The sequence below is a fragment of the Komagataeibacter xylinus genome, assembly GCF_031081985.1.
Taxonomy (GTDB): Bacteria; Pseudomonadota; Alphaproteobacteria; order Acetobacterales; family Acetobacteraceae; genus Komagataeibacter; species Komagataeibacter xylinus_E.
The window spans coordinates 127,104-152,355 of the sequence record NZ_JARWSK010000007.1 but is presented as its reverse complement, the minus strand read 5'-3'; the positions used below and the strand labels follow the sequence as shown (position 1 = coordinate 152,355).

Genomic DNA, 25,252 nt, shown 5'->3' with positions numbered 1-25,252 from the left:
ACCGTGAGTGGAACGGTTCGGCAAGCATGTGCGCGCCGCGCCCGACCTAGTTTGCATCGCGATCACGCAGGTTGTCGATAATCAGGATCGCAACGCCACAATCTATCAGCGCATCGGCGATGTTGAACACCGGCCATGACCAGCCATGGGCGTGCAGATGGATGAAATCGACCACCGCGCCAAAGCGCAGCCGGTCGATCACGTTGCCAATCGCCCCCCCCATGACCATGCCCAGCGCCACCGCCACCCAGTGCCGCCGGGTGCGCGCCATCCATACGCCCAGTCCCGCCACGATCAGCAGGGCTGCGACCGAGAAAATGATGCGGCCAGCAGCCCCCGCGCCCCCCAGCATGCCAAAGGTGATGGCGTGGTTCCACACCATGGTCAGGTTCAGGCCGGGCAGCACCGGCACGCTTTCACGCACCGGCAGGTCGTAGATGTTGAGGACCCAGTATTTGCTGGCCTGATCGGCCACCAGCGCGCCGAGCAGGCAGCCAGCACCCAGAACGCGGTTGTTCATCGCGGCTATGCCTTGCCCTGCACCACATCGACACAGCGCAGGCACAGTTCGGGGTGGTTGGCGTCGCGCCCCACTTCATCGAGCACCTTCCAGCAGCGCGCGCATTTATGGCCCGTGGCCACGCTGATGGTGGGAATGCCGTGGGGTGTGCCTTCCTGGGCCTCGTCCTCGCCCAGATAGATCGAGCCGCTGCCCGCCACCACGGTCACATCCGCCTGCGAGACAATGCTGAGTTCCGCCCAGTCCACGCCCGCAAACCGCGCGGCTTCCGCCTCCGACAGGGGCAGTTCAAGCGCTGCCTGCAGCGAGGACTTGACCAGCCCGTCGCGCCGCGCGGTCTCGATCTCGGTGGTGATGATGCGACGCACGGCGCGCAGCATGGCCCAGCGCTCGCCCAGTTCGGGGTCGTTCCACTCGGTGGGCAGTTCCGCAAAGGATTGCAGGTGCACGCTCTCGGTATTGCCGGGGCGGGCCAGCCAGGCTTCCTCCGCCGTAAACACCAGCACCGGGGCCAGCCACGCGCACAGGTTGCGATGCAGGTGGTCGAGCACGGTGCGGGCCGCGCGGCGCTTGAGGCTGTGCGGGCCATCGCAGTAGATGGTGTCCTTGCGCACGTCGAAGTAGAAGGCCGAGAGGTCAGCCGCGCAGAAGCCATGCAGCGCGGGGTAAACACCCACCCATTCATGCGTTTCCACCGCGCGGGCCACGAGGCCACCGAGTTCGGTCATGCGGTGCAGCACCCAGCGCTCAAGCTCGGGCAGTTCGGCGTAGGGCACGCGCTCGGCCTCGGTAAAGCCGTCGAGTGCACCGAGCAGCCAGCGCAGCGTGTTGCGCAGGCGGCGGTAAAGCTCGCCCTGCTGCTTGAGGATTTCCTTGCCGATGCGCAGGTCCTCGTTGGTGTCCGAGTTCATGACCCACAGGCGCAGGATATCGGCGCCAAGGCTGTCATTGACATCCTGCGGCGCAATGACGTTGCCCAGCGACTTCGACATCTTGCGGCCCTGCTCATCAAGCACGAAACCGTTGGTCACCAGCGCCTTGTAAGGGGCTACGCCGCGCGTGCCGACACTTTCAAGCAGCGAGGACTGGAACCAGCCACGATGCTGGTCCGAGCCTTCAAGATACAGGTCGGCGGGGAAAGGCATGTCGCCATGGCCGAGCACGAAAGCATGGGTCGAGCCACTCTCGAACCACACATCCACGATGTCGAACACCTGCTCGTAATCATCGGGGTTGCGGCCCTCGCCCAAGAAGCGCGAGGCAGGCGAGCTGTACCACGCATCCGCCCCTTCAGCGCGGAAGGCGGCAACAACGCGCTCCATCACCTCCTTATCGCGCAGCACCTCGCCGGTGCGCTTTTCCACGAACACGGCAATCGGCACGCCCCAGGCGCGCTGGCGGCTGATGCACCAGTCGGGCCGCCCTGCCACCATAGAGGTCAGGCGGTTACGCGCCTGCGCGGGCACGAAGGTCACGTTCTCAAGCGCTGCCAGCGCACGGTCGCGCAGGTGGCCCTCGCCATCCATGCGAATGAACCATTGCGGCGTGGCGCGAAAGATGATCGGCGCGCGCGAGCGCCATGAATGCGGGTAGGAATGCACAAGCGTCGCCCGCGCCACCAGCCCGCACGGCGCGGTGCCCGCACTCACGGCACGCTGCATGGCCTCAAGCAGGGCCTGGCACACCGGCTCGGCGGCCTTGAACACATGCCCACCGGCAAAGAGCGGCACGTAATCGGCGTAGCGGCCATCATCCATCACCAGTTCGGTGATTTCCAGGCCATGGGCGCGGCCAAGGTTGAAGTCGTCCTCGCCATGGGCGGGGGCTGTGTGCACGAGGCCGGTGCCCGCCTCGGTCGTCACGTGCTCGCCGGGCAGCAGCGGCACGTCAAAATCGTAGCCCTGCCCGCGCAGCGGATGGGCGCAGATCGCGCCTTCCAGCGCACTGCCCGGCAGGGTGTAGAGAACGTGGTGGGCCGTAACGCCTGCAGCCTCGCAGAACGGGGCGATCAGATCCTCGGCCACCAGCACCTTTGCTTCGGGCTCCAGGGTCGCGTTCTCGCTCACGCCATCAACCCGCACCACGGCATAGGTGATGTCGGGGCCGTAAGCGATGGCGCGGTTGGCGGGGATGGTCCACGGCGTGGTGGTCCAGATCACGGCGCCCACGTCTTCGAGCGCCTTCGCAGGCGTCGGGTCGGTCACGAAGGGGAAGGCCACGTGGATGGCGGTAGACTCGTGATCGCGGTATTCGATCTCGGCCTCGGCCAGGGCGGTCTTTTCAACCGGGCTCCACATGACCGGGCGCAGGCCACGATACAGCAGGCCGTTGAGCAGGAACTTGCCGATCTCGCCCGCGATTGCCGCCTCTGACGAGAAATCCATGGTGGCGTAGCGGTTCGCCCACTCCGCCTGCACGCCCAGCCTGCGGAACTCGGCAGCCTGCGTGTCGAGCCATTTCTGGGCATAGGCGCGGCACTCGGCGCGGAACTGCAGCACGGGCACGCTGTCCTTGTCCTGCCCGCGCTTGCGGTATTCTTCCTCGATCTTCCATTCGATCGGCAGGCCGTGGCAGTCCCAGCCGGGCACGTAATGGATGCCGTAGCCCGCCATGCGGTGGGCGCGGTTGATCACGTCCTTGAGGATCTTGTTCAGCGCGTGGCCGATATGCAGGTGGCCGTTGGCGTAGGGCGGACCATCATGAAGCATGAACACGTCACGCCCCTTCGCCTGCTCGAACAGGCGCGCATCGAGCTTTTCGCCGTCCCACCCCGCCAGAATCTCGGGTTCCCGCCGGGGCAGGTTGCCACGCATGGGGAAGGAGGTCGTCGGCAGGAAGACCGTCTCCCGATAGAGATCCTGTGGTTTTGACTCGGACATGGCCTGTTCTGTTCTTCTGGCAGGGGAAAGTTCAACTGGCCCCCAGGGGCGCAATGTCAGGGGGCGCAACGTTATGGGTGCGGCGGCGCGGCGCGGTCAAGCCTTGGCAGGTGGGCCGCCTGTCTGGTGCAGGGCAAGCCAGGCGCTGGCCTGCGCGGAATCACGCGCGATCTGGGCCTTGAGCGCATCAAGCCCGTCAAACCGGCGCTCGGCGCGCAGCAGCGTGTGCAGCGCCACCGACAGGGTCTGGCCATACAGGTCGCCATCAAAGCCGAGCAGGTGCACTTCGAGCCGGCTTTCCTGCCCGTCATTGATGGTGGGCCTGCGGCCGATATTGGCAACGCCGGGGCAGACCCGGCCATCAGGCAGGCGCACGCTCACGGCATAGACCCCGCGCGCGGGTTCAAGGTGGCGGCCAAGGGCGATGTTGGCCGTGGGGAAGCCAAGCAGGCGGCCACGCTTGTCGCCATGCTGCACCACGCCGCGAATCGACCACGGCCGCCCGAGTTCCTCCGCCGCGCGCTCGGGGTAGCCATCCTGCAACAGTCTGCGGATGCGGCTTGAGGAATACGGCCCCAGCGAATCGGAAAGCGGCGGCACCACGGTCAGCCCGATGCCCAGCGCCTCGGTCTGCGCGGTCAGGAAATCGACATTGCCCTGCCTGCGGTGGCCAAAGGCGAAATCCATGCCACAGGCGACATGGCGCAGGCCCAGCCCTTCATGCAGCACGCGGGTGACGAAATGCTCGGCGCTCATGGCGCTGAATTCGGGGTCAAACCCGATCTGGAACACATGCCTGACCCCGAGGGCGGCAAGGGCGGCAAAGCGCTCCTCAGGCAGGGTCAGGCGAAAGGGCGGGTCCTGCGGGCGGAAGAGTTCGCGCGGGTGCGGCTCGAAGGTAACCACCGCCAGTTCGCGCTCGGGGCGGGCGGCATGCAGCGCATGGACCAGGTGGGCATGGCCCAGATGCACGCCATCAAAATTGCCCAGCGCCGCCACGCATCCCCGCGCGCTATCGGGGGTGTGCCGCCAGTCGGTATGCAGCCGCGCCTTCATGCCACCTCCGGGTGCGGCAGGCCGAAACGCTGCGCCACCTCGGCCAGCGAGCCTGCCACCGGGTGCGTGGTGCCGGGCTGCGTGCCGTCCTGCGCATGCACGATCTGGCAGGTGCGCAGGCCCGCTTGTGCCGCCGCGTCAAGCTCGGCCACCACATCGGACAGGAACAGGACATCGCCCGCCTGCCAGCGCGCGGCGTCAAGGATGCGGCGATAGCTTTCGGCATCGCGCTTGCCGCCCATCTGCAGGTCGTAAAACCCCACGAACACGCTGCTCAGGTCGCCTTCGGTCGTATGGCCATAGATCAGCTTCTGGGCTGCTACCGAGCCGGAGGAATAGACCGCAAGCGACAGCCCCGCCGCCGCCCAGCAGCGCAGGGCGGGCACCACGTCAGGGTAGAGGGTCGCCTTGAGCGCGCCCTCGGCATAGCCCTGCGCCCAGACCATGCCCTGCAACGCCTTGAGGGGGGCTACCTTGGCATCGGCGTCCATCCATGCCTCAAGCTGGTGCAGGGGGGGCACGCCGGGGGCAAGGCGCGCGATTTCCGCGATCTGGGCCTTGACCGCGGGGTCATCCGCATGGGTGCGCAGCAGGGCGGGCAGCGCCTTGCGGGCATAGGGAAACAGGGTCGCATGGACGAAGGAAACCGGAATGGTCGTCCCCTCGATATCCAGCAGCACCGCGCGTACTGGCGGCTGCGTGGCCTGGGTCACGGTCTTGTTCTCCTTCGGTGCGGCTCAGGCTTCGGCGGGGAAGCGGACGGCGATGTCACTGCCGGTATAGCACGCGATCCAACCATCGGGGTTGGTGAAGATGCGCAGCGTTACGAAATCGGGCGCCTCGCCACCATCAAACCAGTGCGGCGTGCCCGCGGGCACCGAGATCAGGTCGCCCGCCGTGCAGCGCACGTCATATACGCGGCCGTTTACATGCAGGATGAAATCACCCTGCCCGTGCACGAAAAACCGCACCTCGTCCTCGCCATGCGTGTGCTCGGACAGGTATTTGCGCCGCGCCTCTGCCCAGCCCTGCGTTTCCGGCCCCACGCGCAGCACATCGGCGGAACCTGCTCCCGTCTCGCCCATAAGCTGGTCAAGATAGGGGCGGTAGGCGGCCAGCACCTCGGCCTCGGGGGCTGCGCGGTCGGGGGTGACCGGGCTGTTCCAGCGCTCGAAGCGCACGCCGAGGGGGGCGAGTTCGGATGCGATGCGGGCGGGGTCGGTCAGGTGAATGATGGGCGTGCCGGGATTGTTATCGGCAAAAACGTTCAGGCGGCTCATGGGAGCTTCCTTTTTTCCAGTTCGCAGGCGAGCAGGAACTCAAGCCCTTCAAGCCGCGCAAGGGCCATGTCCATGTCCGCCCCCCACACATACACCCCGTGCCCACGGATGATGTAGCCCGCGCGCATGCCATCAAGATGCGGGGCCACCACGCGCGCGAGGCGGGCGATATCCTGGTCGTTGTCGAATATGGGCACGGTTACGCGGGCGGCATGCGTGTCCTGCCCGGCAAAGACCTTCTGCACCTCGTAGCCTTCAAGCACCAGCGCGTCGCCACCTGCCATCGACAGCACGGTGGAGGCGACGGAGTGGCCATGCAGCACGGCGCCTGCCGCGGGGTCATGCGCATAGACCTGGCAGTGCAGCAATGTCTCGGCGCTGGGCCGGTCGCCTGCCGTGAGCGGGCGCCCCTGCGGATCGACGCAGATCACCCCGTCGGACCCAAGCAGCCCCTTGTGCCCGCCCGAACGCGTGATGGCGAGATTGCCATCAGGCAGGCGGATGCTGATATTGCCCGCCGTGGCGGGCACCCAGCCAAAGCGGTCCATGCGCTGGCCCGCGGCAATGATGCGCCCTACCGCGCGGCAATAGGCCCCTGCGGGGAAAACGGCCTGCGTCATGCTTCAGCGCTTTCCACCCGCGTGATCGGAAAGCCGCGTCATTTCACGTTATTGGTGGAAGGCTGCGGCGCTTCGGTAAAGGTTGCGTCCTTTTCCTTGCCCGGCCCCTGGATGTGGCCGGAGGCCACGGGCTCGTGCGGCTCGTCATCGGCCATGTTCTTCTTGAACGACTTGATCCCGCGCGCCATGTCACCCATGAGCGAACTGATCTTGCCGCCGCCACCGAACAGTACCAGCACCACTGCCAGTACGATCAGCCAATGTCCCCAGCTCAAGCTACCCATCGCATCCCTCGATCCGCGTCCGTGACGCAAAATGCCGTGTTGGCCACCCTCCCGTATGGAAGCGGCCTGCCCTCCCCGCCTATGTGAGGGGAGAGCGCATGATATGCAAGCACCCCTGCCGCACGCCACTCAGCCCCGTGGCAGGATGAACCCGTAGGCAGGATAGACGGTTTTGCCCATCGCGTGAATGGGGGACCACCAGACCTTGACCTGCGACCAGTCATTGCGCCCCGATACATCGACCACCGGCTCGCCGCGGCCCACCTGTCCGGGCACCCAGTTGGCCTGGTCCACCAGCACCTCACGCGGGCTGCGCACCTGCCGCACGACCGAGACATGACCATCTGGCAGGCGGCCCGTAGCCCTGAACACCAGCACCGCGCCCAAATGGGGCACATGCGTGCGGGGGTAATGCCCCTGCGCCTGCCCCCACCATGAGGCCGCATCGCCACGCAACTGCACATGGGTGACCTGCCGCGCATAGGGCGCGCACTGCACCGCGCCGTGCCAGCCCTGCCCGCTGCCCCCCGCACAGGCCGCGAGCGACAGGAGCGACAGCCCTGCCGCCCCGCGCGCCAGCACGCGCCTCACGCCATCCTCATACGCATGATCCTGTCCTCCGCCTCGTCACGGTCCATATCCAGCGCCGTGCGCGCCGTATCGCGCGTAAAGCCCGCGCGCGCCATCGCATCCATTGCGCGGCGGTGGCGCAGGGCGGCCTCCTCTTCCCCGGCATCGGCCCGCAGGAAAGGCCCCGCCCGGCGCTTGCGGATGAACACAAGGGCGGCGGCAAGCTCCGTCTCGCGCCCCTCTCCATCGCGCGCGCCCAGCGCCTCCTCCACCGCAACCCCAGCCGTCGCCTCATCCACGCCGCGCGCGCTCAGATGGGCGGCAACCATGCGGCGCGAGCGCCCGGCGCGTGCCAGCGAGCGCGCCCGGAATTCGGCAAAACGGGCATCATCCACGGCACCGAGCCCCTCCATGTCCGCCACGATGCGCCCGATCAGCGCACGGGCGGGCTGCACGCTGCGCGCGGCCTCCTCGGCATCCATTCCGCCGTCAACCGCGCGGCGTGCCCAGCGCTCGACATGACGGGTCAGCACCCGCATCACCCCCGCCCGCGTGGCCGAGAAGCGGGCCAGATAAGCAAGTGCCACCGCGCGCAGCGCAGCACCATCGGGCGCGGGCGGCAGCGGGCGGGGTGCGGAACGGGAAGGACGGGCCACCATGATGCGCATAGTATGCCACAATCAGCCCGCGCGCGCCTATGGCCGTATGGCAGGCATGGCCTCAATGCGGGGTGGAAATGGCGCTGAAGGTTGCATTTTGGCCCATTGCGCCATATTCTTCCGCTTTTCCGGCCCCATCGCGCGGCGACGAAGGCCCCGCATGCGGACCGGGAAAAAGCAGGGACTGAAAAGATGCCCACCCCGAGCGGTGGGTTATTTTCGTTTCTGGACCATCATTCTTTTTCCTTTGACCCGAAATCACAAGGCCATTCCATGATTTCCGCCCTGATGCCGAATTACAATCGCGCCGACCTCGCTTTCGAGCGTGGCGAAGGTGCCTGGCTGTACACGGTGGACGGGCGACGATTCCTTGATTTCGGCTCCGGCATCGCCACCTCCTCGGTCGGGCACAACAACCCGCATCTGGTGCAGGCCATCGCACAGCAGGCGCAGCGCGTCATGCATGTCTCGAACCTGTATCGCGTGCCGCAGGCGGAAAGGCTGGCCGAGCGGCTGGTAGCCAACAGCTTTGCCGATAGCGCCTTCTTCTGCAATTCGGGTGCTGAAGCCAATGAGGGCATGATCAAGATGATCCGCCGCGCGCAGGCCAAGTCCGGCCACCCCGAGCGCACGCGCATCATCTGCTTCAACGGCGCCTTTCACGGGCGCACACTGGCAACCCTGTCCGCCACCGGCAACGCCAAATACCTTGATGGCTTTGGCCCGCGGGTGGAAGGCTTCGACCACGTACCGCTCAACAACATGAACGCCGTGCGCGACGCCATCGGCGCCGAGACGGCGGGCATCATGATCGAGCCTGTGCAGGGCGAGAGCGGCATCCATGTCGCCGACCAGCGCTTCATGCGCGAATTGCGGGCCGCGTGCGATGAATACGGCCTGTTCCTGGGCGTGGACGAGGTGCAGTGCGGCATGGGCCGGACCGGTCGCCTGTTCGCCTATGAATGGTCGGACATAACGCCTGACATCCTGTCCACCGCCAAGGGTATTGCGGGCGGCTTCCCCATGGGCGCGGTGCTGACCACCGAGACCATTGCAAAGCACATGACACCGGGCAGCCACGGCACCACCTTTGGCGGTAGCCCGCTGGCCTGCGCCGCCGCCAACGCGGTGCTCGACATCATCCTCGCCCCCGGCTTCCTTGAAGGCGTGCAGGCGCGGGCGGCACAGCTTGACGCGGGCTTCGACCGGCTGATCGCAACCCACCCCGATGTCTTCACCGCCCATCGGGGCCTCGGGCTGCTCATTGGCCTCAAATGCAGGCCCGACGTGGCGCTGGTGCAGAACGCCGCCATGGGCGAAGGCATGCTGTGCGTGACGGCGGGCGACAACGTGCTGCGCCTGCTCCCCCCCCTGACCGTGACCGAGGCCGACTGTGCCGCGGCCCTGTCCATGCTGGACCGGGCGGCCGCGCGCGTGCGCGCCCACCTCGCGGCCACCAATGCGGAGAATGTGGCATGAACGCGCTACGCACCCCCACCCATGTCACGCCCCGCCATTTCCTTGACCTCAAGGAAGTCGATGCCGCAACGCTGCGCGCCATCCTCGACGTGGCCACCGGCATCAAGCGCATGCAGGACCACCGGGCACGCCCCCTGCACCCCGCCCTGCCGCTGCGCGGCCGCGCGCTGGGGCTGATGCTCTCCAAGCCCTCCACGCGCACGCGCGTGTCGTTTGAAGTGGGCATGCAGCAGCTTGGCGGCAACGTGGTGCTGCTTGCGCCATCCGACATGCAGCTCGGGCGTGGCGAGAGCATTGCCGATACCGCCCGCGTGCTCTCGCGCTTTGTCGATGCCATCGTGCTGCGCACCGGCAAGACCGAGAACCTGCGCGAACTGGCGCGGTGGAGCAGCGTGCCGGTCATCAACGGCCTGACGCCGGATTCGCACCCCGTGCAGATCATGGCCGACATCATGACATTCGAGGAACATCGCGGCCCGATCAAAGGCCGCACGCTGGCCTGGGTGGGCGATGGCAACAATGTCGCCACCTCCTTCATCGAGGCGGCCGCCCTGTTCGGCTTCAGCCTGCGGCTGGCAACGCCGCCCACGCATGCGCCCGCAGTCGCGGCGGTGGCCTGGGCACGCGAACATGGCGCCGACATCACGGTCACGACCGACCCGGTTACGGCGGTCAAAGGGGCGGACGCGATCATTACCGATACCTGGGTCAGCATGTCCGACAAGGCATCCGACCAGCGGGTCAGCGCCTTCGAGCCCTACCGGGTTGATGCGGCGCTGATGGCGCATGCCGCCCCCGATGCCCTTTTCCTGCACTGCCTGCCTGCCCATATCGGGGAGGAAGTGACCGAAGACGTGTTTGAAGGCCCCCGCTCCGTCGTGTTCGATGAGGCGGAGAACCGCCTGCACGCGCAAAAGGGCATTCTGGTCTGGGCGCTGTGTGGCGCGGACTGGCAGCAATATGGAAAGGAACCCACCGCATGACCGGCCCCGCCGAACAGCCTGCCCTGCCCACCGGCACCGAAGACACGCCCGAGGTGCCCGGCTGGGCGGAAAAGAGCGCGCGCGACATTTTCGCGGCCCTGCCGGTGCATGACACCCGGCTTGACGCCATCCGCGATGCCTATCTGGACTGCCTTGCCGGTGCGGGCCGCACGCAGGACCTGGACATGGAGCATGACCGCTGCCGCCAGCAGGCCATAAGCGCCGTGCAGGAGGCGGGCCTGCTGCCTGCCACAACGCTTGAAGACCTCGACCAGCGCCTTGAAGCGCTGGAGGCGGATATTACCGCCAACCTCTGATTTCCCAGCGCCCCGCCGCCATGGCGGGGCGTGATGAAGCGGGTTTGTGCCATGACCTCCAATATTTCCTCCCCCGCCTTTCTCGACACCAGCCGCCCCGACACGCCCGATCTGGTCGTGCCGCAGGGCGTGGTGCCGTTCTATCTTGACAACCGGCCCGTGCGCGGCCGCCTCGTGCGGCCCGGCGTGCTGACCGACACGCTGCTGACCCGCCATGACAACCCCGACTGCGTGCTCCGCCTTGCGGGCGAGGCGCTGGCACTGGTGGCAGCACTGGCTTCGGCACTCAAATTTCAGGGGTCGTTCTCGCTACAGGCCAAGGGCGATGGCCCTTTGAGCCTGCTGCTGGCCGACTGCACCGATGCGGGCGCACTGCGCTTTCATGCCCGCTCCGATGACGAGGCGGTAGCCGAGCTGCTCAAGACCAATCCCAACCCCACGGCAAGCGACCTGCTGGGCAAGGGCTACATCGCCTTCAGCGTGGACCAGGGGCCTGATACCGACATCCATCAGGGCATTGTCGAGATCAGCGGGGAGAGCCTGTCGGAGATGGCGGCGCATTACTTCGCCACCTCCGAGCAGCATGCCTGCTGGGTCAAGCTGTTCTGTGACAAGACAGAAGCCGGCTGGCGCGCGGGCGCGCTGGTGATGGAAAAGATCGCCATGGGCGGCGGCATCGAAACCGACGTAACGCCCGAGGAAGGCGATGATGCGTGGGAGACGGCCACCACGCTCGCCACCACGCTAACCGCGCGTGAAGTGCTTGATGACCGGCTTGGCTCGGCTGACCTGCTGTACCGCCTGTTCCATGCCGAGGGGCTGATTACGGGCCAGCCCCGCGCGCTGGCCTTTGGCTGCCGCTGCTCGCGCGCGCGGCTGTCGAGCCTGCTGGAAACCTTTCCGCTTGATGACCTCGACCATATGGCCAAGGACGGCACGATCACCATGAACTGCCAGTTCTGCAACCATGACTTCCACTTCCAGCGCAGCGAGATCAGCGGCAAGACCGCCTGACAGCCCCTATGCGCCCGGCGCGGAACATGGCACGATCACACTCCTGATCGACCGACCGCGCCGCGTGCGCCAGCCGTTATCGGGATATATCCATGCGACCGAACCGTTCGCCGCTTAGCCCCCTGTCGTTCCGCCGCAGCCTGCGCGTGATGCTGGCCGCTGGCCTGCCCCTCATCGCGCTCACTGCGCTCAGCGCTCCCGCCTACAGCCGCCACCACCATGACGAGCCGACCACCTTTGCCGGGCCGCAATATGGTGACCAGCCACCGCTGAACCTGAATGTCGCCACCATATCGGTGGTGGACCGGGGCGGCCCGGGCCTGGTGCCGGGCGACCTGTCGGGCCGCGCGCCCAACCCGCCCGATGACCTGCTCAAGCAGCTTGCGCATGACCGGCTGGTTGCCGCAGGCAGCGGGGGCAGCGGCACGTTTACCATCGACCGGGTGTCCATCCTGCATGAGCCGGGTGGCATCCTTGACGGGCAACTGAACGTGCATCTCGACGTGACCTCCGCCGATGGCCGCCGCACCGGCTATGCCGTGGCCCAGGTCACCCGCTCGTTTGACCCCAAGAAGAAGCACGGCAACAGCGACACGCCCCAGAACCTGAACACCCTGACCAACCTCATGCTGCAGGACATGAACCAGGAGCTGGAAAACCAGATCCGCACCAACCTTGGCAACTGGCTGGTCACGCCGCAGGCACCGGGCAGCGTGGCCGCCGAACCGCTTGATGGCGATACGCCCGCCGTCACCACCACCCCTGCCAGCCCGGCCACCGGGGCGGATACCATGACCATTGGCGGCGGCCCGACCGATGACCACCCGGAGGCCACGGCCGCACCGGCAGCAGCCCCCGCACCCGCGCGGCCCAAGGCCATCCATGAGGAACCGGATGCGATCTTCCCCGAAGGATATTCATCCGAAGGTAGCGATACCGCCACACCAACACCGCAGTTGCGCTCACCGCCGCCGGGCAACCTGACCCTGCCGGGCGGCACGGGCCAGTAAGAAACATTTCCGGGCGCCGCCTTCTTTCAAAAAGGCGGCGTTCTTTCAAAACTTGTTGAAAGAAGCTTTACCAAAAACTTTTCTCTGTTCTGCCCGCGCGGGTCATTTACCCGCAGGCGCAATCGTGTCCAGCACGATGGCGGGGGTGAGGATTTCAGGCAGGATCACCTCCACCCCGTGGGCAGGGTAATAGGCGTAGAACGGCACCCCGTCGCGCCCGTGGGCGTGCAGGAAGGCAGTAATGGTCGCATCGCGCAGGGTCCAGTCGCCTTTCATGTACACGATGCCGCGTTTGGCAAAAGCCTTCTGCACGCTCTGGCTCGACAGGGCCACGCGCTCGTTGACCAGGCATGAGATGCACCACGCCGCCGTCATGTCCACGAAGACGGGCCGCCCCTGCCTGCGCAATTCGGCCAGGCGGGTGGGTGAATAGGCGGAACTGCCATCGGCCACGCGCGCGCTCCCGCGCTCATGCAGCGTGGCAGGCGGCAGCACGGCACCGCCGATGAAAGCACCCAGCAGGCTCAATGTGGCCACCGCGCGGTACAGCCCGGCCCGCCCCTCCATGGCATCACGCAGGTCCAGCCGGTTGGCGCGGCGCAGGCTCCAGCAGCCAATGCCAACAAGCACCAGCCCCACGCCCAGCACGGTAAGGGCATCCATGCCGCCTTCCAGCTTCGCCACCCAGCCCAGCCACACGCAGGTAGCCAGCACCGGCAAGGCCAGCAGGTTGCGCACCGTTTCCATCCACCGGCCCGGTTTGGGCAGCCACGCCAGCAGCCCGGGCATGGCGGCCAGCACAAGATAGGGGGCGGCAAGTCCCAGCCCAAGGGCGGCAAACACCACCACCCCGATCATGGGCGAAGCCGCAAGGGCGGCTGCCACCGCTGCCCCCATGAACGGTGCCGTGCATGGCGAGGCCAGCACCACCGCCAGCACCCCGGTCAGGAAATCACCGGCATGGGCGGGCAGGCTGCCCCCTACCCCCATCAGCCGCAGCCCGATGGTGAATACGCCCAGCAGGTTGAGGGCGACAGCAAACAGCAGCAGGCAGATGACGGTCACGAACCCCACGGACTGGAACTGGAACCCCCACCCCGCCTCGTGCCCCGCCACCCTTAAGGCCGCAATAGCGCCACCAAGGGCCACAAAGGACACGACAACACCTGCGCCATAGGCTGCAGCCCCCGCCAGCGCTGCCCCCCGCGCCCCGCGCGCCATGCGCTCAAGGGCGAGGATCTTCATGGCCAGCACGGGAAAGACGCAGGGCATGAGGTTCAGGATCACGCCACCCGCAAACGCCATGAGCAGCAGCACACCCACATTGGCCCGCGCGCTCGGTGCCGCCACAGGCGCTGCAAGGGCCTCGACCTTTCCCGGTTCCGGCCTGACCTGCAACCCGCGCTCGCGCCCCATGCCATCGCGCAGCACCACGATGCCGGACAGGTTGGCACCGCCATGGAATTCCGGCCCCGGATGGAGCGCAAGCTGCACCACGCCATCGCGCACCGTCACCGCCTGCGGGGTGTCCTGATCGATCGCGCCCGCCACCTCGGGCATGAACCAGGCATCGCGCACGCTGTCGGGCGAAAGTTCGCGCCCGCGCAACTGCATGATCCCTTCCGGCGAGACCCGTGCCGCAAACGGCGAGGCCACGGGCCGGGCGGCGGCCGCCTGCGCAAAGGCTGCGGCCTGCGCCGAAGCAAGGGATGCCCCACGCGGCAGGCTCAGGCTGAACGTGCCATGCTCGGGCACGCACACCTCGGCACAGACAAGCCAGTCCGCCACGGCATTGAGCGTGAGCGGGCCATCATTCTCGCCCGCCACGGGGGTGAGCGTGACCGGCAGCAGCACATCGCCGGTATAGGCATAGGATGTCAGCGGTCCGTCATGCAGCACGTGCGGCGTAGGCCATTCAATGGTGCTGGCCTGCCCGGTGGCGCCCCCCTGCGCATTCACCACAAGGGTAGGCGCATCGCCCGCATCACCGGGGTTGAGCCAGTAGGTGTGCCAGCCGGGGGCAAGTTGCAGGCGCAGCCCCACATGCAGGGCGCGGCCGGGGCTGTAGGTATCATCATCCGTGACCAGCGTGGCGGTGGCGCGGGTCGAGGTTACGGGGTCGCTCTGGGCTGCGCGGGCAACCGGCAGGGCCGTGACCAGCATGCACAGGATCGACACAAGCCACATAAACGGCACGGACAGTTACTCCACCAAAAACCGGGGATGAGGAAAAACGCCGCCACGCAGCACGGCAAGGATTGCCCCGCCACCATGCCCGACGCCATAAGATGAAGATATGGCTTTCGACCCAACCTTGCAAAACCGGCTGCACGCCCTTGTAGCCGACAATGCCGCCGCCCTGCCCGTGGCCCAGGCCCTGCCTGCCCTTCAGGCCGCACTGGACCGCACGCCCAACGCCGTTCTGGTCGCCCCGCCGGGTGCGGGCAAGACCACGCTGGTGCCGCTGGCCCTGCTCGATGCGCCATGGCGGGGCGATGGGCGCATCCTCATGCTTGAGCCGCGCAGGCTGGCCACGCGGGCGGCGGCCACCCGCATGGCGGAACTGGTGGATGAGCCGGTTGGCGGGCTGGTGGGCTACCGCACCCGGCTTGATGGCGCAACCTCGGAGCGCACGCGCATCGAGGTGATTACCGAGGGGCTGCTGGTACGCCGCCTGCTGTCCGACCCCACGCTTGATGGCGTGGCCTGCGTCATCTTTGATGAAATCCATGAACGCTCGGTCGATGCCGATGCAGCCCTTGCCTTCTGCCTTGACCTGCAACGCAGCCTGCGGCCGGAACTCAGGCTGGTGGCCATGTCCGCCACCATGGATGGCGCGGCGCTGGCAAAACGCATGAACGCCGGATTGGTGGAAAGCGAAGGCCGGATGTTCCCCGTGGAAATCCGCCACGCCACGCGCGACCTCGTGCACCGCCGCGACCTGCCCGATGCCATGGCCGCAGCCATCCGCACGGCCATTGCGCAGGATGAAGGCGACGTGCTGGCCTTCCTGCCCGGCGTGGCCGAGATCCACCGCGCCCGCACGGCCCTTGCGGGTATTGATGCCGACATGCTGCCGCTTTATGGCGAACTCCCCCCCGCCGAGCAGGACCTGGCGCTTACCCCACACCCTGCCGGGCGCAGGCGTGTGATCCTGTCCACCTCCATTGCCGAGACCTCGCTCACCGTGCCGGGCGTGCGCATTGTGGTTGATGGCGGGTTCCGCCGCGTGCCCCGGCTGGATGTGGGCACGGGGCTGACGCGACTCGATACGGTGCGCATCTCGCGCGCCGCCGCCCGGCAGCGCGCGGGCCGCGCGGGCCGCGTGGCGCCGGGCATCGCCATCCGGCTATGGACGGAAATGACCACCCGCGCCATGCCGCCCCACGACCAGCCGGAAATGATGGAAGCCGAACTGACCGGCCTGCGGCTTGATGCCGCCGCGTGGCAGGAGGCCATGGGCACGAAGCCTGCCGACCTGCCCTTTCCCGACACGCCCCCCAATGGCGCGTTCGAGGCAGGGCGCAGCCTGCTTGAAGCCCTCGGTGCGCTTGACGAGACAGGCCGCATAACAGTTGAGGGCACGCGCATGGCAGCCCTTGGCGCACACCCTCGCCTGGCCGCCATGATGCTGGCCGCCCGCACGCCCCCCGAACGCGCACTGGCCGCCGATATCGCCGCCCTGCTGGAGGAACGCGACCCGCTGCGCCCCCGCCGCCCGGCAGGCGGCAACCGGGGCGCGCCCCCCGCGGCACCGGCTGATATCCGCCTGCGCCTGGACCTGATTGCAGGTGGCGACCACCCCGATGCCGACCGGGCAGCACTCTCGCGCATCCGCCATGCCGCATGGCAGTATCGCAGGCGGCTGGGGCTGGGCCGGGATATCGAGGCTGCGGGCGATCCCGCCGTCCTGATTGCCGCCGCCTTCCCCGACCGGGTGGCGCAGGCGCGCGGTGATGTCGGTTCCTTCCGGCTGGCGGGCGGTGGCAGCGCACGACTTTCCAAAACCGATGAACTGGCCCGCAGCACCCTGCTTGCGGTGGCGGGCATGCATGTGCGCAAGGCGGCCGAGATCTGCCTGGCCGCCCCGCTGGAGCGCGACAACCTGCCGCAGACCCTGCTGGCGCGGGCCAAGGAACAGGTGGAAACCACGCTCGACACCACCACCGGCAGCGTGCTGGCACGGCGCAGGCTGCGGCTGGGCACCCTCGTGCTGCGCGACCGCACGGTCACCGCCAGCGCCGATGAGGTCTGCGCCCTGCTGTGCGCGCAGGCGGCGCAGAACCTTGCCGCCACGCTGACATGGTCCGATGCGTGCCGCCAGCTTCAGGCACGGGTGGAGATGGCCCGCACGCAGCTTGACCGCCCCGATCTGCCTGACCTGTCGGATGCAGCACTCGCCACCACAACCGAAACATGGCTCGCCCCGTGGCTGGCAGGGGTAAACCGCCTGTCCGCGCTGGCGGAGATGGACCTGCTGGCCATGCTGCGCGCCACCATGGACCATGCCAGCCTGAAATGGCTGGACCGCATGCTGCCCACCCATCTCGACCTGCCCGGTGGCCGTGCCTTGATCGACTACCTGCAACCCGTGCCGGTTGCCGCCGCACGCGCCCAGACCTTCTATGGCGTGACCCAGACCCCGCGCCTGGCCGATGGCAGGCTCGACCTGCGCATCGCCCTGCTCTCACCCGCGGGCAGGCCGCAGGCGATCACGGCGGACCTGGCCGGGTTCTGGGCCGGGTCATGGGCGGACATGCGGCGCGACATGCGTGGGCGCTACCCCCGCCATGACTGGCCCGAGAACCCGGCAACAGCCAGCCCGCCACCACCCCGCCCGCGCCGTGGGTCGTAGGATGCAGATTAAAATAATAAAAGGTTTCGGGTGCCCCTTTCCCCCAAAAAAACAGTATTCTTCCGGAGGTTTTTGAAAAAAGCCTTACCGGAAACATCATGTGGCTTTCAGGCCGTATGGCGCGGGCCTGTCAGGCCGCCCCTAAAAACGCATGCATCAGCCCCTACCATGCCATGCAGACATGGCATTGCCGCTTTTTTCGGATAACATGTCTCATCATGAACGCATTCCCCAGCCCCCCGGCATGACATGGATCGCCACGGCCCGTCCGGCTGCACGCCTGCTGCCGGTCCTGCTGCTGAGCATGACCGGCGCGGGCACGGAGGCGCTTGCACAGGACGCGACAGCCCCCGTGGCAGCCTCCGCGCCGGGCGTGCCCGCCAGTCCCTCACTGTTCGCGCCGCCGGTGCCGCCCGTGGTGCAGACCGGGCCGCTGACCTTTGCCCCCCTGGTGCGCCAGGTTGGCCCCGCCGTGGTGAACATCGCCGTATCGCAGGCGCAGGACAGCCATCAGGCCGCAACCCGCCAGCCCCTGCCCCCCAGCGTGAAGGGCACGCCGTTCGAGCATAAATTCCGCGAGCGCATGCGTGCCCATGGCGAGGAACTGCTCGGCGCGGGATCGGGCTTCCTGATCGACCCCGACGGCGTGATCGTGACCAATGCGCATGTGGTGGGGGGGGCCGACCAGATTACCGTCTCGCTCTCCGATGGCACGGAATTCCCCGCCCGCCTGGTAGGCAGCGATGACCTGACCGATATCGCGGTGATCCAGATCCACGCGCCCCACCCCATGCCCTTCGTGCCGTGGGGCGACAGCAGGCTGGTCAATATCGGTGACTGGATCATGGCGGCGGGCAACCCGTTCGGGCTGGGCTCGAGTGTGACGGCAGGCATCGTATCGGCACGCGGGCGCGATATCGGCACCAGCCCGTTCGATGACTTTTTCCAGATCGACGCACCCATCAATCCCGGCAATTCCGGCGGGCCATCGTTCAATCTGGGCGGGCAGGTGGTGGCGGTGAACACGGCCATCGTCTCGCCCACCGGCGGCTCGGTGGGCATAGGCTTTGGCCTCCCATCGGAGATCGTGGCCCCGATTGTGGAGGAGCTGCGCCTCAACGGGCATATAGACCGTGGCTGGCTTGGTGTTACACTGGCTGACGGCGCAGGTCATGGCGGCGTGCAGATCGTGGGAATCGACCGTGATGGCCCGGCCATGAAGGCGCATCTGCGCATTGGCGATGTCATTACGGCCGTCAATGACGAGCCGATCGACACCGCGCGCATGCTGATCCGCTCGATCGCGGCCAAGCGGCCGCATTCCACCGTAACGCTGCACATCCGCCGCCGCCACGATACCATGAGCCTGGAAGCCTGCGTGGGCCACCGCCCCGATGAAGACCTGGACGACTGACCGACCCCGCCCCAACCGACACGAGGCCGTTTTGCATATTCTTGTTGTTGAAGATGACCCCACCGTCCGCTCCTTCGTGGCCAAGGGCCTGAAGGAAGCCGGCCACCTGGTCGAGATGACCGATAACGGCAAGGACGGCCTGTTCATGGCCGTGAGCGAAAAGTTCGACCTGATCATACTCGACCGCATGCTGCCCGGCGGCATTGATGGCGTGCGCCTGCTCGAGACCATCCGCGCGCAGAACAACACCACCCCCGTGTTGCTGCTCTCGGCGCTGGCGGATGTGGATGACCGCGTGCAGGGCCTCAAGGCGGGCGGCGATGACTACGTGACCAAGCCGTTCGCCTTCAGCGAACTGCTGGCCCGCGTCGAGGCCCTTGGCCGCCGGGGCCGCACCGAAACCGCGCCCCAGACCAAGCTGGAAGTGGCTGATCTCGAGATCGACCTGCTCTCGCGCACGGTGCGCCGGGCGGGGCAGAAGATCGACCTCCAGCCGCGCGAATTCCGCCTTCTGGAATATCTCGCCCGCCATGCAGGCCAGGTCGTGACCCGCACCATGCTGCTCGAGGGCGTGTGGGACTACCATTTCGACCCGCAGACCAACGTGATCGACGTGCATGTCTCGCGCCTGCGCCAGAAGGTGGACAAGCCCTTTGGCACGCCGCTCATCCATACCATCCGCAATGCGGGGTACATGCTGCGTGCCGAGTAACCGGCCCCGCGCCGCGCCCTGTCAGGCGCAGGCCGCAGCCGCCCACGGCACGGCCCGCCCCCCGGCGGCAGGGATGCGCCTGCATGACGGGTGCCTGCGCGGGTGGCCATGACAGCGCCCGACCTGCCCCGCCGCTCCCGCTGGCGGGCGTGGCGGTCGGCCAGCCTGCGCTTTTCGCTGGCCTATGGCACCATGTTCGCGCTGTCTTCCATCCTGTTCATGTCGTTCATGTGGTGGGGCACGATCGGGTTCCTTGAACGCCAAGTGGAAACCGCCATCAACGCCGATGCGCGCGGCCTGGCCGAGCGATGGGTCATGGGCGGCCTGCCCACGCTGGCCCTGACCATCGAGGACCGGCTTGAACAGAACCTTGATGATGACGCGATCTATCTGGTCATCGACCCGCAGGGCAATTACCTGACCGGCAACGTCTCCGCCTGGCCCGGCAAGGTCGAGCATACCGACCGGTGGTACAACCTGCCCGATACCCGCGCCGGGCTGCGCGGCATGGCCCAGCTTCATGGCTACAACCTGCCCGGCACCGCCCAGACCCACACCGAAGGCCAGCTTGATAGCGGCTACCGCCTGCTTGTGGGACGCGACGTGCGCGCGCGCGGCATCCTGCGCCACCTGCTGACCGATTCGCTGTTGTGGGCGTGGGTCATGGTCACGCTGCTGGCCATCAGCGGGGCGGTACTGGTGCACCGCATCTTCCGCCGCATGGTCAAGACCGTGGCGCGCACCACCTCCGCCATTGCGCATGGCGACCTCAGTCGCCGCATGCCGCTTGTGGGCAATGGCGACGAGATGGACCAGGTGGCCGAAGCCATCAATGAAATGCTCGACCGGATCGTGCGCCTGATGGATGGCGTGCGGCAGGTGTCGAACGCTATTGCCCATGACCTGCGCACCCCCATCGCCCGCGCCCGCACCCAGCTTGAAGATGCCGCCCTCCATGCCAGCACGCCCGATGAACTGCGCGGCGCGATCGAGCGCGCGGTGGGCGACCTTGATAACGTGACCGCCGTTTTCGAGGCCCTGCTGCGCATTGCCCAGATCGAGGCGGGGGCGCGCCGCTCGGCGTTCATGACCTTTGACCTCGTGCCCGTGCTGCGCGACGTGGCCGACCTGTATGAAGCCGTGGCCGAAGAGCATGGCATTACCCTCGCACTCGACCTGCCCGGCCGCCTGTTCTTTTACGGCGACCGCTCGCTGGTGCAGCAGGCCGTGGCCAACATGCTCGATAACGCCATCAAATTCTCGCCCCCCGGCGGCACGGTCTTCCTGCGCGCGAAATTGCGCGAAATCGCGCCGGGGCGCCGTGCCGACCCTACGGGCGAGGGCATGCTCGACCTTTCGGTCAGTGACGAGGGCATCGGCATGAGTGCCGCGGACATGGCGCGCGCGACCGAGCGCTTCTTCCGCGCGGAGAAGGCCCGCCACACCCCCGGCTCGGGGCTGGGGCTGTCGATGGTGCGGGCCATCGTGCAACTGCATGGGGGGCAGATGCATCTCTCCTCGCATGCGCCGGGGCTTATGGTTTCGCTCGCCCTGCCCGTGGCCGCGAGCGCCCTGAGTGAAGCGGAGGAGGATCTGTCCTCATGCACGCACATATCAGGCATGACACAAACGTCACCATTACCCCATCAGCACGACACGAACAGTAGCGTAGAGTAACATGATGACCATGCAATCCTCCGTGACGCCCGTCATCGTCGTGATGAGTTTCTGCCTGTGCGGCGCGGCACCCGCGCCGACCGCGCCACCGGAGGATATGCCCCGGATCATGACCGCGCGTGATGGCGGCGGCGACAAGCCGGTCATCATCACAAGCGACACCAAGGCCTATTGCAACCGGCTGCTCAACATCATCGATGCCTATGGCCCCACCCTGCCGCAGGATGTGGACAGCCTGCGCATGCAGGGTGCGGACATGTGCCGCGAGGGGCGCATCCGCTCGGGCATCGTACGGCTGCGTCGCGCGTTGGTCGAACTCAAGGAGACCACGCATTCATGATCAGATCGCGTTTTTCGTTCCCCGCCCGCGCATGCCAGGCGGTAGCTCTTTGCGGCCTGCTGGCGGCGGCAGGGCTGCACCCGGCAGCAGGCATGGCCCAGACCCCCGACTCCACCCGCCCCGATGGCACCGAACTCGAACTCAGTGCCACCGGCACCGTGCAGGCCCCGCCTGATGAACTGACCGCCACCTTCGTGGCCGAGGCGCAGGCCGATACCGCCGCCGCAGCACAGGCGCAGCTCAATACGCTCATCAGCAAGGCCATCGCCGCCACCGCCCATACCGACGGGCTGGTGATCAATGCCGAATCCTATTTCGTGCATCATGATGAAGGCGACGTGCACCAGAACCGCAAGCCGCAATGGGTGGCGCGGCAGGGCCTGCGCCTGACAGCGGCCGACGGCAAGGTGCTGCTGCCACTCGTGGGCCGCATCCAGGCCGAGAATCTGGCGCTGACCCGGCTGGACTGGTCGCTTTCGCGCACCAGGCGCGCGGAACTGACCCGCAAGGCCGAAACCCTGGCGCTGGAAGACATGCAGGCCCGCGCGCAGGCAGCGGCGGCAACGCTGAAGCTCAGGGTGGCCTCCATCCGCTCGGTCGCGCTGGAGGAGCAGAACTTCCCCCGCCCCATGCCCATGATGATGATGGCCCGCATGGCCTCGGCTGACGTAGCCGCCCCCGAGGCCCCCACCGGGCAGCAGGATGTGACCGCAACAGCGCGGGCAACGGTGATTTTGAAACCCTGAAAAGTCTTGAGGGCTGCCTTTTTTCAAAAAGGTAGCGTTCTTCTCAAGCTTTCCGAAAAAAGCTTCACCAGAAACGTTTATCCATAAAAAAAGCCCGGAGGGTGATCCCTCCGGGCTTTTGCGTCCTATCCCCGTAAAGGGATCAACGCGGTGCCAGCACCATGATCATCTGGCGGTTTTCAAGCTTGGGCATATGCTCAACCTTGGCCAGTTCATCCATCTCGGCGCGGATCCGCTCAAGAACCTTCACACCCAGATCCTGATGCGCCATTTCGCGGCCACGGAAGCGAAGGGTCACCTTCACCTTGTCGCCCTCGCCGATGAAGCTCTTCATGGCACGCATTTTCACCTGATAGTCATTTTCATCAATGTTCGGGCGAACCTTGACTTCCTTGATTTCAATGACTTTCTGCTTCTTGCGCGCTTCGTTGCGCTTCTTCTGCTGCTCGTATTTGAACTTGCCGTAATCGAGCACCTTGGCCACCGGCGGCTCGGCGTTCGGGCTGATTTCAAGCAGGTCAAGACCGGCGGCATAGGCGCGTGCCAGCGCATCACGCGTGGACATGATGCCGAGCATCTCGCCCTCTTCATCGATCAGACGCACCTGCGGCACGCGGATCTCTTCATTGACGCGGGGGCCCTCTCGATTTGGCGGAGTGGGCATCGGGGGTCTGGCTATGGTCAGCTCCTGTAACTGTTGCATTCAAACGGCAGGCAAGGCCATTCCCGCTGCCCGCGCACCCTGACCGGAGCCATGGAAAACACGCGGGCAAGGAATGACCTTACATTATGGAAAGATATGTGACGCAAAGACGCGCCCCAGATCAAGTACTGTCTTGCCCCGTGCCTGCGAAAACAGCCATGCAGTTCCGGCACACGACAGAGGCAATCAGCCGCGCTTGCGACGGATATCGGGTGGCAGGGCCTCATATGCAAGGGCCGAGACCGCTTCTTCCAGCGGCAGCACCTCCTGCGTCTTGCCACCCAGGCGGCGCATGGCCACCGTGTTTTCCTCCGCCTCCTTGCGGCCCACCACCAGAATGACCGGCACGCGCGCCAGGCTGTGCTCGCGAATCTTGGCGTTGATCTTTTCGTTGCGCAGGTCGGCTTCCACCACCAGCCCGGCCTCACGCAGGCTATCGGTCACGTGCTGGGCGTAATCGGCCGCATCGGTCACGATCGAGGCCACGACCACCTGCGTAGGGGCGAGCCACAGCGGGAAGCGCCCGGCATGCTGCTCGATCAGGATGCCGAGGAATCGCTCGAACGAGCCAAGAATGGCCCGGTGCAGCATGACGGGGCGATGGCGCGCGCTGTCCTCGCCCACATAAGAGGCATCGAGCCGCTCGGGCAACACGTAATCAACCTGCAGCGTGCCGCACTGCCAGTCACGGCCGATGGCGTCACGCAGCACGAATTCCAGCTTGGGGCCATAGAACGCGCCCTCGCCCGGATTGTGCTCGTAGGTGACACCCGCCATGTCGCAGGCCACTTTCAGGGCGTTCTCGGCGCGGTCCCATGTTGCGTCATCGCCCGCGCGCTGCTCGGGGCGATCCGCAAACTTTACGCGGAAATGCTCGAAGCCGAGATCCTGATATACATCGGCCAGCATGCGCACGAAACGCGCGGTCTCGTCAGCAATCTGGTCCTCGGTGCAGAAGATATGCGCATCATCCTGCGTAAAGCCGCGCACGCGCATGATGCCATGCAGCGCACCGGACGGCTCGTAGCGGTGGCACGCCCCGAATTCCGCCATGCGCAGCGGCAGTTCGCGATACGAGCGCAGCCCGTGGCGGAAGATCTGCACATGGCACGGGCAGTTCATCGGCTTCAGCGCAAGGGTCTTGTCCTCGTCCTCCACGGTGGCGATGAACATGTGCTCGCGATATTTGTCCCAGTGGCCCGAGGCTTCCCACAGGGCGCGATCGACAAGCTGCGGGGTGCGCACTTCCTGGTAGTCATTGGCCGTCTGCGCGCGGCGCATGTAGTCCTGCAGCACGGTGTAAAGCCGCCAGCCCTTGGGGTGCCAGAAGATCTGGCCCACGGCTTCTTCCTGAATGTGGAACAGGTCCATCTCGCGGCCAATGCGGCGGTGGTCGCGGCGCTCGGCTTCCTCAAGCTGGTGCAGGTGCGCCTCAAGCTCCTTGCGGTCGCGCCAGGCGGTGCCGTAGATGCGCGTGAGCATGGGGTTGCGGTGGTCGCCACGCCAGTACGCACCCGCCACCTTCATCAGCTTGAAGGCATGGCCCACATCGGCCGTGCCGCGCAAATGCGGGCCACGGCACAGGTCCAGCCATTCGCCCTGGCGGTAGATCGAGATTTCCTCATCCGCCGGCAGGTCGCGGATCAGCTCGGCCTTGAAGCGCTCGCCCTTGTTCTCGAAGAATTCGATGGCCTTGTTCCGCGGCCACGCCTCGCGCACGAAGGGCTCGTTGGCGGCCACGATCTCGCCCATGCGCTTTTCAATGGCGGCGAAATCCTCCGGGCTGAACGGCTCGTTGCGATAGAAATCGTAATAGAAGCCATTCTCGATCGACGGGCCAATGGTGACCTGCGTGCCGGGAAAGAGCGACTGCACCGCCTCGGCCAGCACGTGGGCGGCGTCGTGGCGGATCATTTCCAGCGCCTCGGGGTCCTTGCGCGTGATGAAACGCAGGCTGGCGTCGTGGTCGATCTCGCGGCCGATATCCATGAGCCTGCCATCCACTTCCATGGCAAGGGCGGCGCGCGCGAGACCGGCGCCGATGGACTGCGCCACAGTAGTGCCCGTCACTGCCCCGTCAAAGCGGCGAACGGATCCGTCAGGCAGGGTTATGGCAGGCATGGTTTATTGCTCC

General features: G+C 66.6%; 23 protein-coding genes. 11 read left to right on the top strand and 12 right to left on the bottom strand.

Translation table 11 applies throughout. From position 1 onward, the window contains the following. Nucleotides 1-46 precede the first annotated feature (46 nt). From lspA to QEG70_RS13920, 9 genes are all read right to left on the bottom strand, one after another. Nucleotides 47-520: a signal peptidase II gene (gene lspA, locus QEG70_RS13960; protein ID WP_308721224.1), complete on the bottom strand. Its 474-nt coding sequence runs from the start codon at nucleotides 518-520 to the stop codon at nucleotides 47-49. Between the two features lie 5 nt (nucleotides 521-525). Beyond that, nucleotides 526-3,399: an isoleucine--tRNA ligase gene (ileS, locus tag QEG70_RS13955; protein WP_308721223.1), complete on the bottom strand. Its 2,874-nt coding sequence runs from the start codon at nucleotides 3,397-3,399 to the stop codon at nucleotides 526-528. Between the two features lie 96 nt (nucleotides 3,400-3,495). Continuing rightward, nucleotides 3,496-4,455 (bottom strand): bifunctional riboflavin kinase/FAD synthetase, encoded by a 960-nt coding sequence (locus tag QEG70_RS13950; RefSeq protein WP_308721222.1) that lies wholly within the window; start codon nucleotides 4,453-4,455, stop codon nucleotides 3,496-3,498. Next, entirely contained in the window at nucleotides 4,452-5,168 is a 717-nt protein-coding gene (gene mtnC, locus QEG70_RS13945; protein ID WP_308721221.1) for an acireductone synthase, read from the bottom strand. The genes QEG70_RS13950 and mtnC overlap by 4 nt, the downstream gene beginning before the upstream one ends. Before the next feature lie 24 nt (nucleotides 5,169-5,192). After that, nucleotides 5,193-5,735 carry a 1,2-dihydroxy-3-keto-5-methylthiopentene dioxygenase gene (locus tag QEG70_RS13940; protein WP_308721220.1) on the bottom strand — a complete coding sequence of 181 codons (543 nt, stop codon included), beginning with the start codon at nucleotides 5,733-5,735 and terminating at the stop codon, nucleotides 5,193-5,195. Next, nucleotides 5,732-6,355 carry a methylthioribulose 1-phosphate dehydratase gene (locus tag QEG70_RS13935; protein WP_308721219.1) on the bottom strand — a complete coding sequence of 208 codons (624 nt, stop codon included), beginning with the start codon at nucleotides 6,353-6,355 and terminating at the stop codon, nucleotides 5,732-5,734. The genes QEG70_RS13940 and QEG70_RS13935 overlap by 4 nt, the downstream gene beginning before the upstream one ends. A 38-nt stretch (nucleotides 6,356-6,393) precedes the next feature. After that, nucleotides 6,394-6,639: a twin-arginine translocase TatA/TatE family subunit gene (locus tag QEG70_RS13930; RefSeq protein WP_061273365.1), complete on the bottom strand. Its 246-nt coding sequence runs from the start codon at nucleotides 6,637-6,639 to the stop codon at nucleotides 6,394-6,396. A gap of 129 nt (nucleotides 6,640-6,768) precedes the next feature. After that, on the bottom strand, nucleotides 6,769-7,230 hold the full coding sequence (locus QEG70_RS13925; RefSeq protein ID WP_308721218.1) for a CHAP domain-containing protein: 462 nt from the start codon (nucleotides 7,228-7,230) through the stop codon (nucleotides 6,769-6,771). Beyond that, nucleotides 7,227-7,868, bottom strand: coding sequence for a regulatory protein RecX (locus QEG70_RS13920; RefSeq protein ID WP_308721217.1), 642 nt, complete (start codon nucleotides 7,866-7,868; stop codon nucleotides 7,227-7,229). Before QEG70_RS13920 ends, QEG70_RS13925 begins: the two co-directional genes overlap by 4 nt. Before the next feature lie 273 nt (nucleotides 7,869-8,141). Here QEG70_RS13920 and QEG70_RS13915 point away from each other — a divergent pair, with 273 nt between their 5' ends. The 5 genes from QEG70_RS13915 (at nucleotide 8,142) to QEG70_RS13895 (ending at nucleotide 12,671) form a co-directional block, all read left to right on the top strand. Continuing rightward, on the top strand, nucleotides 8,142-9,347 hold the full coding sequence (locus tag QEG70_RS13915; RefSeq protein ID WP_308721216.1) for an aspartate aminotransferase family protein: 1,206 nt from the start codon (nucleotides 8,142-8,144) through the stop codon (nucleotides 9,345-9,347). Next, nucleotides 9,344-10,330, top strand: coding sequence for an ornithine carbamoyltransferase (gene argF, locus QEG70_RS13910; protein ID WP_308721215.1), 987 nt, complete (start codon nucleotides 9,344-9,346; stop codon nucleotides 10,328-10,330). Before QEG70_RS13915 ends, argF begins: the two co-directional genes overlap by 4 nt. Continuing rightward, entirely contained in the window at nucleotides 10,327-10,647 is a 321-nt protein-coding gene (locus tag QEG70_RS13905) for a hypothetical protein (RefSeq protein WP_308721214.1), read from the top strand. Before argF ends, QEG70_RS13905 begins: the two co-directional genes overlap by 4 nt. Before the next feature lie 33 nt (nucleotides 10,648-10,680). Beyond that, nucleotides 10,681-11,661 carry an Hsp33 family molecular chaperone HslO gene (gene hslO, locus QEG70_RS13900; protein ID WP_308721213.1) on the top strand — a complete coding sequence of 327 codons (981 nt, stop codon included), beginning with the start codon at nucleotides 10,681-10,683 and terminating at the stop codon, nucleotides 11,659-11,661. 92 nt (nucleotides 11,662-11,753) lie between these two features. Beyond that, nucleotides 11,754-12,671: a hypothetical protein gene (locus tag QEG70_RS13895; protein WP_308721212.1), complete on the top strand. Its 918-nt coding sequence runs from the start codon at nucleotides 11,754-11,756 to the stop codon at nucleotides 12,669-12,671. 102 nt (nucleotides 12,672-12,773) lie between these two features. On the opposite strand, the gene QEG70_RS13890 is transcribed toward QEG70_RS13895, so the two are convergent. Next, entirely contained in the window at nucleotides 12,774-14,873 is a 2,100-nt protein-coding gene (locus QEG70_RS13890; protein ID WP_308721254.1) for a protein-disulfide reductase DsbD family protein, read from the bottom strand. Nucleotides 14,874-14,967: 94 nt separating this feature from the next. On the opposite strand from QEG70_RS13890, the gene hrpB reads away from it, so the two are divergent. The 6 genes from hrpB (at nucleotide 14,968) to QEG70_RS13860 (ending at nucleotide 22,415) form a co-directional block, all read left to right on the top strand. After that, nucleotides 14,968-17,526: an ATP-dependent helicase HrpB gene (gene hrpB / locus QEG70_RS13885; RefSeq protein WP_308721211.1), complete on the top strand. Its 2,559-nt coding sequence runs from the start codon at nucleotides 14,968-14,970 to the stop codon at nucleotides 17,524-17,526. 181 nt (nucleotides 17,527-17,707) lie between these two features. After that, nucleotides 17,708-18,940 carry a S1C family serine protease gene (locus tag QEG70_RS13880; protein WP_308721210.1) on the top strand — a complete coding sequence of 411 codons (1,233 nt, stop codon included), beginning with the start codon at nucleotides 17,708-17,710 and terminating at the stop codon, nucleotides 18,938-18,940. A 31-nt stretch (nucleotides 18,941-18,971) separates the two neighbouring features. Continuing rightward, entirely contained in the window at nucleotides 18,972-19,652 is a 681-nt protein-coding gene (locus QEG70_RS13875; RefSeq protein ID WP_130730648.1) for a response regulator transcription factor, read from the top strand. 108 nt (nucleotides 19,653-19,760) lie between these two features. Beyond that, nucleotides 19,761-21,329 carry a sensor histidine kinase gene (locus QEG70_RS13870; RefSeq protein WP_308721209.1) on the top strand — a complete coding sequence of 523 codons (1,569 nt, stop codon included), beginning with the start codon at nucleotides 19,761-19,763 and terminating at the stop codon, nucleotides 21,327-21,329. Between the two features lie 10 nt (nucleotides 21,330-21,339). After that, a complete protein-coding gene (locus QEG70_RS13865) occupies nucleotides 21,340-21,669 on the top strand; it encodes a hypothetical protein (RefSeq protein WP_374762612.1) in 330 nt (109 codons plus the stop codon). Next, nucleotides 21,666-22,415: an SIMPL domain-containing protein gene (locus QEG70_RS13860; protein WP_308721208.1), complete on the top strand. Its 750-nt coding sequence runs from the start codon at nucleotides 21,666-21,668 to the stop codon at nucleotides 22,413-22,415. Before QEG70_RS13865 ends, QEG70_RS13860 begins: the two co-directional genes overlap by 4 nt. 142 nt (nucleotides 22,416-22,557) lie before the next feature. On the opposite strand, the gene infC is transcribed toward QEG70_RS13860, so the two are convergent. After that, on the bottom strand, nucleotides 22,558-23,079 hold the full coding sequence (gene infC / locus QEG70_RS13855) for a translation initiation factor IF-3 (protein WP_172157625.1): 522 nt from the start codon (nucleotides 23,077-23,079) through the stop codon (nucleotides 22,558-22,560). 225 nt (nucleotides 23,080-23,304) lie between these two features. Next, a complete protein-coding gene (gene thrS, locus QEG70_RS13850; RefSeq protein ID WP_308721207.1) occupies nucleotides 23,305-25,239 on the bottom strand; it encodes a threonine--tRNA ligase in 1,935 nt (644 codons plus the stop codon). Nucleotides 25,240-25,252: the final 13 nt, after the last annotated feature.